At 66.2% G+C, this 12,992-nt stretch carries 13 protein-coding genes and 2 riboswitches; of the genes, 6 read left to right on the top strand and 7 right to left on the bottom strand.

Annotated elements, in window-relative coordinates:
- Window positions 1–9: 9 nt before the first annotated feature.
- Window positions 10–720, bottom strand: coding sequence for a TetR/AcrR family transcriptional regulator C-terminal domain-containing protein (locus GK109_RS11415; protein WP_157240498.1), 711 nt, complete (start codon window positions 718–720; stop codon window positions 10–12).
- A gap of 265 nt (window positions 721–985) precedes the next feature.
- On the opposite strand from GK109_RS11415, the gene GK109_RS11410 reads away from it, so the two are divergent.
- The 4 genes from GK109_RS11410 to GK109_RS11395 all read left to right on the top strand — a co-directional run bounded on the left by GK109_RS11410 (window position 986) and on the right by GK109_RS11395 (window position 3,546).
- Window positions 986–1,240, top strand: coding sequence for a hypothetical protein (locus GK109_RS11410; protein WP_157240496.1), 255 nt, complete (start codon window positions 986–988; stop codon window positions 1,238–1,240).
- A 284-nt stretch (window positions 1,241–1,524) separates the two neighbouring features.
- A riboswitch (SAM riboswitch) is annotated at window positions 1,525–1,639 on the top strand.
- A 12-nt stretch (window positions 1,640–1,651) separates the two neighbouring features.
- Complete coding sequence (locus GK109_RS11405) at window positions 1,652–1,930, top strand: DUF1737 domain-containing protein (protein WP_370460552.1); 279 nt, start codon at window positions 1,652–1,654, stop codon at window positions 1,928–1,930.
- A complete protein-coding gene (locus GK109_RS11400; protein WP_157240494.1) occupies window positions 1,927–2,337 on the top strand; it encodes a rhodanese-like domain-containing protein in 411 nt (136 codons plus the stop codon). Before GK109_RS11405 ends, GK109_RS11400 begins: the two co-directional genes overlap by 4 nt.
- Window positions 2,338–3,546 (top strand): O-succinylhomoserine sulfhydrylase, encoded by a 1,209-nt coding sequence (locus GK109_RS11395; protein ID WP_370460551.1) that lies wholly within the window; start codon window positions 2,338–2,340, stop codon window positions 3,544–3,546.
- 32 nt (window positions 3,547–3,578) lie between these two features.
- On the opposite strand, the gene GK109_RS11390 is transcribed toward GK109_RS11395, so the two are convergent.
- On the bottom strand, window positions 3,579–3,881 hold the full coding sequence (locus tag GK109_RS11390; RefSeq protein WP_370460550.1) for a DUF1905 domain-containing protein: 303 nt from the start codon (window positions 3,879–3,881) through the stop codon (window positions 3,579–3,581).
- Between the two features lie 185 nt (window positions 3,882–4,066).
- On the opposite strand from GK109_RS11390, the gene GK109_RS11385 reads away from it, so the two are divergent.
- Window positions 4,067–5,821, top strand: a complete 1,755-nt coding sequence (locus tag GK109_RS11385) for an HNH endonuclease signature motif containing protein (RefSeq protein WP_157240492.1) — start codon at window positions 4,067–4,069, stop codon at window positions 5,819–5,821.
- Window positions 5,822–5,920: 99 nt separating this feature from the next.
- On the opposite strand, the gene GK109_RS11380 is transcribed toward GK109_RS11385, so the two are convergent.
- Together GK109_RS11380 and GK109_RS11375 are read right to left on the bottom strand one after the other, a co-directional pair.
- Window positions 5,921–7,147 carry a glutamate--cysteine ligase gene (locus tag GK109_RS11380; RefSeq protein ID WP_157240491.1) on the bottom strand — a complete coding sequence of 409 codons (1,227 nt, stop codon included), beginning with the start codon at window positions 7,145–7,147 and terminating at the stop codon, window positions 5,921–5,923.
- A gap of 67 nt (window positions 7,148–7,214) precedes the next feature.
- Window positions 7,215–8,738 carry a UDP-N-acetylglucosamine 1-carboxyvinyltransferase gene (locus GK109_RS11375; RefSeq protein ID WP_157240489.1) on the bottom strand — a complete coding sequence of 508 codons (1,524 nt, stop codon included), beginning with the start codon at window positions 8,736–8,738 and terminating at the stop codon, window positions 7,215–7,217.
- A gap of 244 nt (window positions 8,739–8,982) precedes the next feature.
- Between GK109_RS11375 and GK109_RS11370 the strand changes: the two genes are divergently transcribed.
- Window positions 8,983–9,771, top strand: a complete 789-nt coding sequence (locus tag GK109_RS11370) for a hypothetical protein (RefSeq protein ID WP_231754847.1) — start codon at window positions 8,983–8,985, stop codon at window positions 9,769–9,771.
- 13 nt (window positions 9,772–9,784) lie between these two features.
- Here GK109_RS11370 and GK109_RS11365 read toward each other — a convergent pair whose 3' ends face one another.
- Genes GK109_RS11365 through GK109_RS11355 form a run of 3 tightly spaced genes read right to left on the bottom strand, consistent with a single transcriptional unit; the run spans window position 9,785 to window position 12,761 of the window.
- Window positions 9,785–10,585, bottom strand: coding sequence for an energy-coupling factor transporter transmembrane protein EcfT (locus tag GK109_RS11365; RefSeq protein ID WP_157240485.1), 801 nt, complete (start codon window positions 10,583–10,585; stop codon window positions 9,785–9,787).
- The gene (locus GK109_RS11360) at window positions 10,582–12,138 is read right to left on the bottom strand and encodes an ABC transporter ATP-binding protein (RefSeq protein WP_157240483.1); all 1,557 of its coding nucleotides are present in this window, start codon (window positions 12,136–12,138) and stop codon (window positions 10,582–10,584) included. Before GK109_RS11360 ends, GK109_RS11365 begins: the two co-directional genes overlap by 4 nt.
- A complete protein-coding gene (locus GK109_RS11355) occupies window positions 12,138–12,761 on the bottom strand; it encodes an ECF transporter S component (RefSeq protein ID WP_104999333.1) in 624 nt (207 codons plus the stop codon). The genes GK109_RS11360 and GK109_RS11355 overlap by 1 nt, the downstream gene beginning before the upstream one ends.
- Before the next feature lie 64 nt (window positions 12,762–12,825).
- Window positions 12,826–12,966: riboswitch (TPP riboswitch) on the bottom strand.
- Window positions 12,967–12,992 lie beyond the last annotated feature (26 nt).

Here is a 12,992-nt window from a genome sequence, read left to right as displayed (position 1 = left end):
CCGGCCAGGCTAGCCGGTTGGCTCTGCGTCCTGAAGGGACAGTTGGGCTTCAAGGCCGGAGAGCAGGATACTTAGCCCCTGGTCAAGTTCCGCGGATCCTTCGTAGTCCGCCAGGGCGGGGGCCAGCGCACGCAGCCGCGGGAACTCCTTGGCAGGCAACCGGTGCAGTCCCAGCCGCAGCAGCACTTCGTTTTCCTCCGGGTCCACAACGAATTCCTGCAGCTCGTTCAGGATGTGGCCGTAGAGGAAGCCGTAGTAGGCGCGGTAGACGTGGAGGGCGTCCGACGGGCTGAACCCTGCCCCAATCAGCAGGGACAGGATCTGCTCGAGGGGACGCAGCGTGCCCAGCGGCCGCAGCCCCAGCGGGGTGGAGAGCGGCCTGGTCACAAGCAGCGGCACCACATTGGGGTGCTGGAGCGCAAGGCTCCGAAGGTCGTGTGCGATGCGGCGCAGCTGGGCTTTCCAATCGGGATCGTCGGGGTGGATGGTGAGTTCGTTAAGCACCAGTTCGGTGACGCCGTCCAGCAGCGCGGCGCGGTTCTCCGCATAGCGGTAGAGGCTCATCGGATCCCGGCCCAGTTCCTGGCCAAGGCGGCGCATGGTCAGCGCCTCCAAGCCTTCCGCGTCAACAACTTCGAGCGCCTTGGTTAGCACCAGCTCCCTGCTCAGCTTTTGCTTTTGGGCCGGCCCGGTGGGGGACTGGACTTTCGGGGAAGCCATGATTTCCGTCCTGGAAGGCGGCAAGCCCTTTACCCGGATAGGTAATCCATTCGCTTGCCGAATCCGTTGTCTACGAGTAAAGTCTACATTGTAGATGCGGCAGTGACACCGCCCTGTAGCCCTTGATTTCAACTAGTAGCCCCCGGTTTCAACTAGTTCTTGATTTCCGCGGGCTTCATCAACACTCCATGCCCCGTGCACGGCATTGAGGTTCGCTGCTGTAGCCGAACGGCGGCACCACCGCACTTAGCGAAGGGAAGCCGTCATGGCGCATTCGCAGTTCGATCTCTTTCTAAAAGAAGCCACCTACATTGACCAGGCCTCGGACGCCACCCTCGACCGTGACCGCCTTTACGGCCTGTACACCAGCTGGTGCTTCATCAACCAGCAGAAGCCCGGCCTGGAATCCAATTTCTGGATAGCCATGAATTGCCGCATCAGGCACGGCCGCAAGGGGCTGCGCATGAAAGGCCCCGCCGCTGCGGACTACATCCTGGCAAGCTACCCGGGCCTCGTCTAAGCAACGGCATCAAAACGAATACGGCGTGGACCACGTGCCTGGGGGCACAGGGTCCACGCCGTTCCTCTTTAAGCGCGCTTAGGCGCGCTCCCTGCTACTGCATCAATTGATCCTGCCGCTCCCGCGGGTCCCACCCCCGGACACCCAAGGAGGAGCCGCCGTCGTACTTTAGGTGAAGGTGCCGGACGGCACTGGGCTCCACTGCGGCGCCCGGCCTACTTCAGTTACGCAACATGACGACGACGGCGGTGCGGCCGCGGGCGGCAAGTGTTACGTTTTTGGGGAGTAATGAGTACCGGCGCCAAGCCCTGACTGGCCGGTCGGCAACCCTCCTTTCGCGGCGGGGTGCCTCAGGTGAACACTCGGCATATCGACCCATTCGAGCTGCAAGCGTGAGAGAAGGAGATCGTCGTGTCTGACGCACCTGCCCCTGAAGAGAAACTGTCGTACCGCCTCATCAGCGGGCCGGATGACCGCGCCTTTTGCGAGCGGATCTCCGCCGCGCTGGCGGAAGGCTATGTCCTCCACGGCAGCCCGGCGGCAACCTTCAACGGCAGCAGCGTGATCGTGGCGCAGGCGGTAGTCCTGCCGGCAGCCATCGCTTCCGCGGACGCTGCCGTGGCAGATGCCGTTGACGACCTCGAGTCCGCCGGCGATGACCTTGACTTCGGCGGCGAGGGCCACGCATGAGCTACGCCGGAGACCTGACCCCGCAGGAGGCCTGGGAAAAGCTCGAGCAGGGCGCCATCCTGGTGGATGTGCGCACGGAGGGCGAATGGGCCCACATCGGCATTCCCGACACCAAGGCCACCGAGAACGATCCGCTGTTCATCCAGTGGACCTTCCCGGGCGGAATCCCCAACCCCGACTTCATCACCGACCTTAGCCAACAGGCGCCCGAGGACAAGTCAACCGAACTGGTGTTCCTGTGCCGTTCCGGCCAGCGTTCCATCGCGGCCGCTATCGCCGCCACGCAGGCCGGCTTCACCTCCTACAACGTCCTGGAAGGCTTTGAGGGTGAACCGGACCGTTATGGAGAACGTACCGTCAACGGCTGGAAGAACCGCGGCCTGCCGACCAACCTGGGAAAGAACTAAGTGACCTTCAACGAAGACGCCGCCGGCTGGAGCCCCGACACCCAGGCCGTCCGCGGCGGGCTGGACCGCACCAACTTCCAGGAGACCAGCGAGGCTGTCTTCCTGAACTCCGGTTTCGTGTACGAATCCGCCGCTGCTGCTGAGCGGGCCTTTACGGGCGAGGACGAACGCTTTGTCTACTCGCGCTACGGCAACCCGTCCGTGGCCACGTTCCAGGAACGCCTCCGCCTGCTTGAGGGGACCGAGGCGTGCTTCGCGACGGCGTCCGGCATGTCCGCGGTTTTCACCGCCCTGGGTGCGCTGCTGGCGGCCGGGGACCGGGTGGTTGCCGCCCGCTCACTCTTCGGCTCGTGCTTTGTGATCCTGAACGAAATCCTGCCGCGCTGGGGCGTGGAGACCGTCTTCGTGGACGGCCCTGACATGGAGCAGTGGCGCGAAGCGCTCTCCGAGCCCACCACCGCCGTCTTCTTCGAATCGCCGTCCAATCCCATGCAGGAGATCGTGGACATTGCTGCGGTCAGCGACCTGGCGCACGCTGCCGGGGCGACCGTCGTCGTCGACAACGTTTTTGCCACCCCCCTGCTGCAGCGGTGCGGGCAGTTCGGCGCCGATGTGATTGTCTACTCGGGCACCAAGCACATCGACGGCCAGGGCCGGGTGCTTGGTGGCGCCATCCTGGGTACCAAGGAGTTCATTGACGGGCCGGTGAAGCAGTTGATGCGCCACACCGGACCAGCACTGTCCGCGTTCAACGCCTGGGTCCTGACCAAGGGCCTCGAGACCATGGCGCTGCGCGTCAACCACTCCTCGGCGTCAGCCCTGCGCCTCGCGGAATGGCTGGAGGAACAGCCTGCCGTCAGCTGGGTGAAGTACCCGCTCCTGAAATCGCACCCGCAGTACGAGCTGGCCGTAAAGCAGATGAGCGCCGGCGGCACTGTCCTCACCTTGGAACTCGCCCCCTCCGGCGGCCGCTCGGGCAAGGACGCGGCGTTTGCGCTGCTGGACGGCCTGCGGATCATCGACATCTCCAACAACCTTGGCGATGCCAAGTCGCTCATCACCCACCCGGCCACCACCACGCACCGCGCGATGGGACCCGAGGGCCGGGCCGCCATTGGGCTGAGCGACGGCGTGGTGCGGCTTTCGGTGGGGCTGGAGGACGTGGACGACCTGATTGGCGACCTGGAGCAGGCACTTAAGCAGATCTAGCGCTCCGGCCGCGGCACCCCGGGGCCATGGCCTCAAAGATTCTGCAGGGAAAGGTGAACGGCCACTTCGTCGCCGTCGCTAATCTCGGCCTTGGCCCTGATGTCCTTCTTGACGGGCAAGAGGTATGTGCCGGTCCTGGCATCCGCGAAGAGCGAGGTTTGCCACGCGTGGCCGGCAATCTCCGCCGCCACTTTGACCGAACCGAAAGCTTTGCTGTGGCCGGAACTGCGCGCGCGGATATCGTCCACGACGTCCGCCGGCAGGGTCAGGAAATGCCAACCGGCTTCCCCGGGATAGCGCCACAGGCCTGCTTTGAAGGAATACGACGCCGCCACGCGCTGAGTATGGCACGGGACGTTGGCAGGACGCCACAGCTTGCCGCACTTGCGGCCGGCGTCTTTTGTCCCGGAAGGCGAGGGCACCGCTTCCTCGAATAGGTGGCACAAAAAACTTCAAAAGTATTTTCCGGAAGGCCGTCGTAGGGCCTAATAATGTCGGACCCCCTCGCGATGATGGGGGTATGGAATCGAACGCGGCGGTGGTGCAGGGGGAGGAAGCGGTTGACGCTTCTGTCGCGGCGTTTATGGCTGCGCTGGCTGGCGGAGGCCTTGCCGCGGGCGGGCCTGCCGTTTCCGGTGGCCGTGGCGGGGGCGGGGGCGTTGATGATCCGTTGCAGCGGGTTGCTGATGCGGCGTTGGATGTCCTGGGTGGGGTGGCGCGGTCGGAAGCGAAGTTGGCGGCGGTGAAGGCAGTGGCCGCGGCGGCCCTTGCCGGGGCGACGAAGGCGATGAATCCTCCGCCCGGGTCCCCTCACGAGGCCACGGCGCAGGACCGGAGCCTGGTGGCGGAGGTCGGGTGTGCGCTGGCCATCGGTGACCGGGCCGCCGGAGCTTTGCTGGCTGAAGCCCATGCCTTGACCGCGTCGCTGCCCCGGACCCTGGCCGCCCTGCAGGGCGGGACGATTTCCTGGGCGCATGCCCGGACCATGGTGGACCAGACCGTCGGCCTTGGCCCGGCCGGGGCGGCGGCCCTGGAGGCCCATTTCCTGGACCCGGACGCCCCGGGGGCGGTCCGCGGGTGCCCTGTGGGGGAGATGCCCGCGTACCGGTTCAGGGCCAAGGCGCGGGGGTGGCGGGAGCGGCACCATCCGGAGAGCCTGGCGAAGCGGCACGCCAAGTCCCTGGCGGACCGGCGGGTGGAGTGCTGGCCGGATAATGATGCGATGGCCTGGGTGGCCGCCTACCTGCCCGCGGACCAGGCGTCCGCGATCTGGAACCGGCTGACCGCCATTTCCCGGGGACTGCAGGGCCCGGACGAGGCCCGCACCCTGACCCAGCTCAGGGCCGACAATTTCGCCGAGGCGCTCCTGGGCGGCGGGAACATCTCCCGGGTTACCGGGCACAGCGAGGCAACCAGTGCCGGGCACGGTGAGGCGGGAAGTTCCGGCGGCGGGGAGGTGGCAGGTCCCGGCCCGTCGTCGTCGATTCGGCCGCAGGTGCTGGTCACCGTGCCCGTGTTTTCCCTGATGGGCTTGACGGACGAGCCGGCGGTGCTGGACGGGGCCGGCCCCATCCCTGCCTCGATGGCCCGGGACCTCGTCGCCGACGGTGCCAGCTCCTTCTACCGGGTGCTGGTGGACCCGCGGGACGGCGCGCCCCTGGAAATCGGCCGCACCAGCTACCGGGTCACCAAAGCCATGCGGAACTGGCTCAGGCTGCGGGACGGCAAATGCCCCTTCCCCGGCTGCAGCAACCCCTCCCTCGACAACGAAGCCGACCACCTCCTCGCCTGGCACAACGGCGGCACCACCGAAGTCTCGAACCTGGGACAGCCCTGCCCGAAACACCACAAACTCCGCCACACCAGCGGCTGGAAACCCACCCCCGCCACCACAACCGCACCACCCGGCTGGACCTCACCCACCGGCCGCCACTACACAAGCGAACACCAAGACTGGGAACCACCCCACTGGCCGGACTGGAATGCGGGACTACGGAACGCATCTTCAGCGGCTAGGCCGAAGGGTCAGGACTTGTACGTGCCCGAGTACTTCAGCTTGCCGGGGTGCCGTGAGTTACCTGCGTACTTCAACATGCCCGACGACTTTGAGGTACCTGCGTGCTTTGCACTGCCGGAAGAGTTTGACCTGGTGAAGGACCTGGACCTCCCGGATTTCGATGTGCCCGAAGACCCTGGCCCTTCCGAAGACGAACTGCCGAAGGACCCGTTTCCGGAATGGCACCTCTGGCTCACGGAATCCCTCGGAGTCCCCTAGCACCACAGCCGTGTAGGGACGGACCCCGGCCGAACGGCTCTGTCATGACTGCCCCAGGCGGCACGGCTTTGTCGGGAACCGCTGAAGGCCCCCTGCCCGCTAGGACTGCCTGACGCGCAGCAGTTCGGGGGCCTCGTCCACCTTTGAAAGATCCAGTCCGCCGCGCATGGTCACGTCGACTGCATGCTTTACCACTGCATCGAAGCCGAGGTCCCCGCCTTGCGACGAGGACAGGACCTTGTCCCGGACCCGCCGCTGTTCGGCAGCTCCTGTTCCGCGCGCAATGATGTCTTCCACCCCTTGCCGGGCCAGGGCAAGTTCACCCTGTTCCTGCAGTACCGGGGCAAGGTAGTCCACCAGTGAGCGCACCACGTCAGCGGCCCTCGCCGGGCGGAATGTGCCAAAGTCGAGCAGCTCCCCGCTGAGGCCCGCACTGCTCGCCTGCCAGGACGCCATGCGCAAAAGCACCGTGGGCACGGGGGCAGGATCTACGCCGTCCTGCCACTCGCGGCTCGCAGTCTCCACCAAGGCGCGGACCAGGACAGCTATAAGTGCGGCGTCCTCAGCACGGAGGCAGACATCGGCTACGCGGACCTCCACCGTGGGATGGTTGCGGGAGAGCCGGGCGTCAAAATACAACATGCCCTCATCCAGCATTACCCCGCTGTCCAGGAGCCGCGTGACCACCCGCCGGTACGCGGAGTACGTGCCATAGATGCCCGTGGGCCCGGCCGTCGGCCAACGGTTCCAGGCCTGGGTCCGGTAGCTCTCAAAGCCGGTCTGGATGCCGTTCCAGAAGGGGGAATTGGCACTCAAGGCGGTAAGGACGGCGAGCTTGTCCCGGATGCGGTCCAGGACAGCCACGCCTTCGTCGTGCGACTCAATGTAGGTATGGACATGGAAGCCGCACGTCAGCTGCTCCTGGGCAGTCAGGCCGAAGCGCTCAAGCATCCGCGCGTAGCGGGGATCCGGAGTGGTGTGGCTGGCCAAGCCCAGCGGCGAGGTGGCAAGGGCGGCCACCCGTGCGTGGTTTTTCTTGGCAGCCTTATCTGCCAGTGCCCGCCCGGCCCGGATCTGTTCCAGGAGCTCACGGTACTCCAGGCAGGGCCGCGTCTGGGTTTCGATCTGTTCCAGCTTGAGCTCGGCACTCAGGCCCATCTCGTCGTCGTAAACGGTTTTGTCTTCCGTCTCCAGGAGGCGGGGTGCATCCGGCGAGTCGTCGGCGGCCATTCGGCGGCCGGACAGCAGCGCATCCGCCAGGGCAAGCGGCTCCCCGCTCTCCGGATCAACGATCAGGAGCTCTTCCTCGACGCCGAAAGTTCGCATACCGACATTCTCCGACAACAGGGACGAAATTGAGGGTCAACAGCAGTTCATGACGAAGCGTGAATGGTTAGTCCTGGAAGTACTCCACTTTCGCCCCGATGGTATTAAGCCGTTCCGCCAGGTCTTCGTAGCCACGCTCGATGACATAGATGTTCCGCAGCTCGGACACTCCCCGCGCGGCAAGCATTGCCAACAGCAGGCACGCTGCCGGGCGGAGCGCGGGCGGACAGCCAACCTCCGCGGCGCGCCACTTGGTGGGGCCGTTGACGTAGATCCGGTGCGGGTCAAGGAGCTGCACCTGGGCGCCCAACCGGTTCAGCTCGGTCAGGTAGATGGCCCGGTTTTCGTACACCCAGTCGTGGATCATGGTCTGGCCATGCGCGTTCGCTGCGATGACCGCAAAGAAGGGCAGGTTGTCGATGTTCAGCCCGGGGAACGGCATTGGGTGGATCTTGTCCTCCGGAGCGCGCAACTCGGAAGGCTTCGTGGTGACGTCCACCAGCCGCGTCCGGCCGTTCCGGGCCATATATTCGCCCGAGATCTCCAACTGCTGGCCCATTTGCCCCAAGGTTGCCAGCTCGATTTCCATGAACTCGATGGGCACCCGCCGGATGGTCACCTCCGAGTTGGTGACAATGCCCGCGGTAATCAGGCTCATGGCCTCGATAGGATCCTCCGAGGGGTAGTACTCAATGTCGGCATCGATTGACCGGCGTCCGGTGATCTTCAGGGTGGTGGTTCCCACCCCCTCGATAACCACTCCAAGCATCTCCAGGTAGAAGCAGAGGTCCTGCACCATGTAGTTGGGGCTGGCATTCCGGATAACGGTGGTGCCCTCACGGTGGGCCGCGGCCATGATGGCGTTCTCGGTGACAGTGTCGCCGCGCTCAGTCAGGACAAAGGAGCGGTCCCGGGTGTCTGCGGACGGGGCCTGCACGTCGTAGAAGCCTGCTGTCGCTTCCACCGAGAGTCCGAACTGGCGCAGTGCCTGCATGTGCGGCTCAACCGTCCGGGTACCAAGGTCACAGCCGCCCGCATAGGGAAGCTTGTACCTGGCCGACTCATCGAGCAGGGGTCCCAGCAACATGATGACGCTCCGGGTGCGGCGCGCGGCGTCCACGTCCATCGCGCCCAGGTCCAGGACCGCCGGGCGGCGGAGCAGCAGGTCGGTGTCGTTGAGCCAGGTGCACTCCACACCGATGCTGGTCAGGACTTCAACGATCCGGTTCACTTCTTCGATGCGTGCGAGGCGGCGAAGAATGGTGGTCCCCCGGTTAATGAGGCTGGCGCACAGCAAAGCCACTCCGGCGTTCTTGCTGCTGTTGACGTCCACGGACCCCGAAAGGGTGCGCCCGCCTTCAACGCGCAGGTGGGTCATCTGCGGCCTGCCCACGTTCACGATGCTCCGGTCGAAGATCACTTCGAGGCGCTGGATCATTTTCAGGCTCAGGTTCTGCTTGCCCTGTTCCATGCGGGCAACGGCGCTCTGGCTCGTTCCCAGCTCGGCAGCCAACTGGCCTTGGGTCCAGCCCTTCTCAGCCCGGGCATCCCTCAGCATGGCGGCAACGTGTTCAGCGGTTTCCTGCGTCATACACAACTTTATATCATAAATGAGTTAAAGGTCCCGTCACGGCAGTCTGAAACGCGGCCGCTGGAGAGCGTTTACCCGAACGATGCGATCGAAGGGGGACGGACTCCTTGACCGCACCTTCCAAGGGCGGGAGACTGAAGGCACCCGTTCGTCCAGCGGCAACGGAGGCAGTATGCGCCGGACACCAGCCACGCCGATGCCAGTCAGCCGGGCACCGGCCCGCAGCACACGGAGCGTGCCGGGAATGGCAGCACCGTTACTCGCGGCCCTGCTCCTCATCTGCGGCTCGCCTGCCTACGCGGTGCCCTCCCCGGGAGAGGGAGTGCAGTCGCTCCTGGGGAACGACATCTCCTGGCCGCAATGCAACACGGCTTTCCCCACGGGACAGGCTTTTGCCATTGTGGGCGTCAACAACGGTTTGGCCAACACCACCAATCCCTGCCTGGCCGAGCAGCTTGACTGGGCGGAAGGTTCCGCGGGCCACCCTGGCCGGCCCACGGTGTCCCTGTACGTCAATACTGCCAACCCGGGCGCCGCGGGATCGTGGTGGCCGGCGGAGGACGAGTACCCGGCAGGCCGGGCGGTGCACAACCCGTACGGCCCCTGCAAGGACGGGGATTACGGCAAGGCGTGCGCCTACATGTACGGCTTCGCCAAGGCATACGATGACGCCCACCACCGCGGCATCAGCAACCCGGGCTCGTACGTCTGGTGGCTGGATGTGGAGACCGAAAACAGCTGGTCCTACACCGACAAGGATGCCAACCGGACAGTCCTGGAAGGCATGACCGATTTCTTCCACAGCATTGGCGCGCAGGTGGGGATTTACTCCTCGGGCCGGCAGTGGGACCAGATTGTTGGAACTGTCAGCGGGTCGAGCAACCTTTACTCACTCCCGAGCTGGCTGGCAGGATCCCGGAACGCGTCAGGAGCAGCGATGGCCTGTTCGCATGCGCCCCTCACCGGCGGCGGCGAGGTGGAGTTGACCCAGTTCGTATCGCGGGGTTTCGACTACAACTATTCGTGCCCGTAAGCCTGGCCCGCTTTCAGGTCCCCAGCCACACCATGTTCCAGGTGCCCAGCGAGACTGCGGCAAAAACCGCTGTTGCCGCCATCACCACACCGCCGGCAAGCACCCACGCATCCAACACACTGTAGGTCGATTCGCGGGCCCACGTCCGGCGGCCGCCGCCAAAGCCGCGGGCTTCCATCGTCACCGCGAGCCGCGATGCCCGGCGGATCGCCTGGACCAGCAGCCCGAAACTCTGCCCCAGCGTCGCCTTCACGCGCTGCAGGGCGCTGCCGCGGGCACCCACCCCGCGCGCGCGGCGGGCCATCCCGATGGTCTGCCACTCTTCTGCCATCAGGCCCACCAGCCGCATGGCCGCGAGGGTTCCCAGCACGAAGCGGTGCGGGAGGCGCGCCTTCTGCGCCAGCGCATCAGCGAGGTCTGTGGGGTCGGTGCAGCTCATCAGCAGCACTGCCGGCAGGGCAATCGCCAGCCCCCGCAGCATGAAGCCCACGCCCAGCTCCAGTGAGCCTTCGCTCATGGTCCAGATGCCGACGTCGATCAGCGTCTTTCCGCTGTCCGGCGCCAGGATGGAGGTGCTCCAGCCTCCCACTGCGGCGGCGAGGATCAGCGGCCAGCCGCGCTGCCACAGCAGTGCGAGCGTCAGGCCGGCCAGCGGAAACAGCAGGACCTCAAAGACCAGCGCCACCGATGCGGACACCCAGTCTATGGAGAGCGCAAGCACGGCCGTGATGAGGAAGACGGCGGCGAACTTGCTGAGCGGGTTCGCCCGGGTCAGCAGCGCGTTGTTGCCGCGAAGGTTCAGCTCCTGCCTCATGGTGCCGCCGGTTCCGCCGCGGCCATCCGCAGTTCCGTTCCACCCAGCGCCGCCGTGAATTCGGCGTCATGGGTCACGGAGACCACGGCGGTGCCGGCATCCAGCAGCTCGGACAGGAACGATGCCAGCTCCGCCCACGTGTTGGCGTCCTGGCCGAACGTAGGCTCGTCCAGGACCAGCACCTGGGGATGCGCGGCCAGGACCGTTGCCACGGACAGCCGCCGCTTCTCCCCGCCCGAAAGCGTGTAGGGGTTGGCATCCACAAGATGGGTAAGCCGCAGGCGCTCCAGCAGTTCGTCCACGCGCTCCTCACCATGGCCAAGGTGCCGGGGGCCGAACAGCAGTTCGTCCAGCACCTTCCCTGTGACGAACTGGTGTTCGGGTTCCTGGAACACTGTGCCGATCCGCTCGATGAGCTGATCGGCCTTCCACTTGTACGGGTCTATTCCGGCGCCGCGGCTCAGGTCCAGCGTGGCCGAAACCTTGCCGGCCACGGGCTCCAGGAGCCCGGCAAGCGTCAGGGCAAACGTGGACTTCCCGGCCCCGTTCGGCCCCGTGACGGCCAAGGCGTGCCCGGCCCGGACCTGCGCGGAAATACCTGCCTGCACGGGTACCGGCGGAACCTTCCGGAAGCCGCTGCGCCGCGCCCGTTCACGGGACACCGCCAGTTCCTCGGCAGCGAGCAGGAGGCCACCCGTCCCGCTGGCTGGATCCGCCGCCCGCAGCCGGGTGTCCGGAACATAGCCGGGCACCCACACCCCGGCAGCAATCAGCATGCTCCGGGCTTCCCTGAGCACCTGGTCCGGCGGACCGTCCAGCAGCACGGCGTCCTTCGCGTCGGTGCCGGGCTGCAGCACCACGATCCGGTCCACCAGGTCCTTCCACACGGACACCCTGTGCTCCACCACCACCAGGGTGGCGCCGGTCTTGTCCAGGCACCGCGCCACGGCGTCGCGGACCTCCAGCACGCCCGCCGGGTCCAGGTTGGCCGTCGGCTCGTCCAGCAGGATCAGGCCGGGACGCATGGCAAGGATGCCTGCGAGCGCCAGCCGCTGTTTCTGCCCGCCGGAGAGTACCGACGTCGGATGGTCCAGCGGGAGGTGGGAAAGTCCGACGTCGTCCAGCGCCTCGTGCACGCGGCTCCAGATGGCGTGGCGGGGCACGGCGAGGTTCTCGGCGCCGAAGGCGGCGTCGTCACCCACGCGCGACAGGACCACCTGCGTCTCGGGATCCTGCTGCATAAGGCCGGCGCGCCCGCGCTGTTCGCGGGGGGAGGCTCCGTCAACCAGCAGCGAACCCGACTCGTCGGAATCGCCGGCCGCGCCGCCGTCGTCGTCCACATCCCCCAGGACCCCCGCCAAAGCATGGAGGAGGGTGGACTTGCCGGCGCCGGAAGGCCCCAAAAGCAGCACCCGCTCTCCCGGACGGATGTCCAGGTCGAGGGCATGGACCGCCGGCCTGGCGCGCCCGGCATGCCGCCAGCCCCAGCCGCGGGCCGTGACGGCGGCGGGACGCACTGCGGTGGGCGCGCCCTGGCGGGAAGGTGCGGACATCAGGAGAAAACAGGCTCCGTAGCTGCCTTCCGCGACGCGAACGAGCTCAGGACCCCGGTCCTGGCCAGCCCCCGGGTGGCGATCCAGGACAGGGCGCCGGCGATGATCGCGCCGGAGATGGCGGTGAAGACGATGTACACCAGCTTGTCCCCGCCGGAGTAGGCGATGTTCCAGCCCCACGGAGCGAAGGAGTCGTTGAGGCCGCAGAAGAGACCGGCGGCGGCACCGGCCAGCAGTGCCACGGGCAGGTTGAACTTCCGGTACACGAAGATGGCGAAGATGATCTCGGCGCCGAGGCCCTGGACGAAGCCGGAGAACAGCACGGAAGCCCCGTACTGGGACCCCATGAGCAGCTCACCGGTGGCGGCTACCGTCTCGCAGAACAGCGCGGCGCCGGGCTTGCGAATGATGAGCATGCCCAGCACGGCCGGGATCATCCAGCCGCCGGCGATCAGGCCGGTCAGTGGCGGGTAGGTGGCGTTCATGGGGCCGGACACTGCGGCCGCGCCCTGGGACCAGGCCCAGAAAATGACACCGCCGGCGATGGCAATGAGGGCCGCCACCACGATGTCCACGACGCGCCAGGACTTGCTGCTGGTCTTCTTGACTGCTGTTGTTGCCATGTGATCCTCCTGAGGAACAGGAGGGGAAAGTGGACGCTGCTGCCGGCACTGCTGCCGCTGCGCGCACTTCGAGAACTCGACTCCCTTGCGCCGGTACTAACCGGATCAGGTTCGAGGGTCTGCGGCTGCCCGCACTCTCAGCGCCCACCTGCGGATCCTGGCATTGCCAGTGATGCCCGACGGCGGCGCTCCCCTGTCGTTGAATGTTGCTTTTGCTTGAAATGATTCGTT

It is taken from the genome of Pseudarthrobacter sp. GA104, assembly GCF_009741265.1.
Lineage (GTDB): Bacteria > Actinomycetota > Actinomycetes > Actinomycetales > Micrococcaceae > Arthrobacter.
The sequence above is the reverse complement of the archived record's forward strand: the minus strand, read 5'-3'. Positions and strand labels throughout refer to the sequence as shown.

Excerpts from the sequence above, each read along its gene's own strand:
- GK109_RS11415 (WP_157240498.1), bottom strand. The coding sequence starts at position 720 with ATGGCTTCCCCGAAAGTCCAGTCCCCCACCGGGCCGGCCCAAAAGCAA.
- GK109_RS11410 (WP_157240496.1), top strand. The coding sequence starts at position 986 with ATGGCGCATTCGCAGTTCGATCTCTTTCTAAAAGAAGCCACCTACATT.
- GK109_RS11400 (WP_157240494.1), top strand. The coding sequence starts at position 1,927 with ATGAGCTACGCCGGAGACCTGACCCCGCAGGAGGCCTGGGAAAAGCTC.
- GK109_RS11385 (WP_157240492.1), top strand. The coding sequence starts at position 4,067 with ATGGAATCGAACGCGGCGGTGGTGCAGGGGGAGGAAGCGGTTGACGCT.
- GK109_RS11380 (WP_157240491.1), bottom strand. The coding sequence starts at position 7,147 with ATGCGAACTTTCGGCGTCGAGGAAGAGCTCCTGATCGTTGATCCGGAG.
- GK109_RS11375 (WP_157240489.1), bottom strand. The coding sequence starts at position 8,738 with ATGACGCAGGAAACCGCTGAACACGTTGCCGCCATGCTGAGGGATGCC.
- GK109_RS11370 (WP_231754847.1), top strand. The coding sequence starts at position 8,983 with ATGGCAGCACCGTTACTCGCGGCCCTGCTCCTCATCTGCGGCTCGCCT.
- GK109_RS11365 (WP_157240485.1), bottom strand. The coding sequence starts at position 10,585 with ATGAGGCAGGAGCTGAACCTTCGCGGCAACAACGCGCTGCTGACCCGG.
- GK109_RS11360 (WP_157240483.1), bottom strand. The coding sequence starts at position 12,138 with ATGTCCGCACCTTCCCGCCAGGGCGCGCCCACCGCAGTGCGTCCCGCC.
- GK109_RS11355 (WP_104999333.1), bottom strand. The coding sequence starts at position 12,761 with ATGGCAACAACAGCAGTCAAGAAGACCAGCAGCAAGTCCTGGCGCGTC.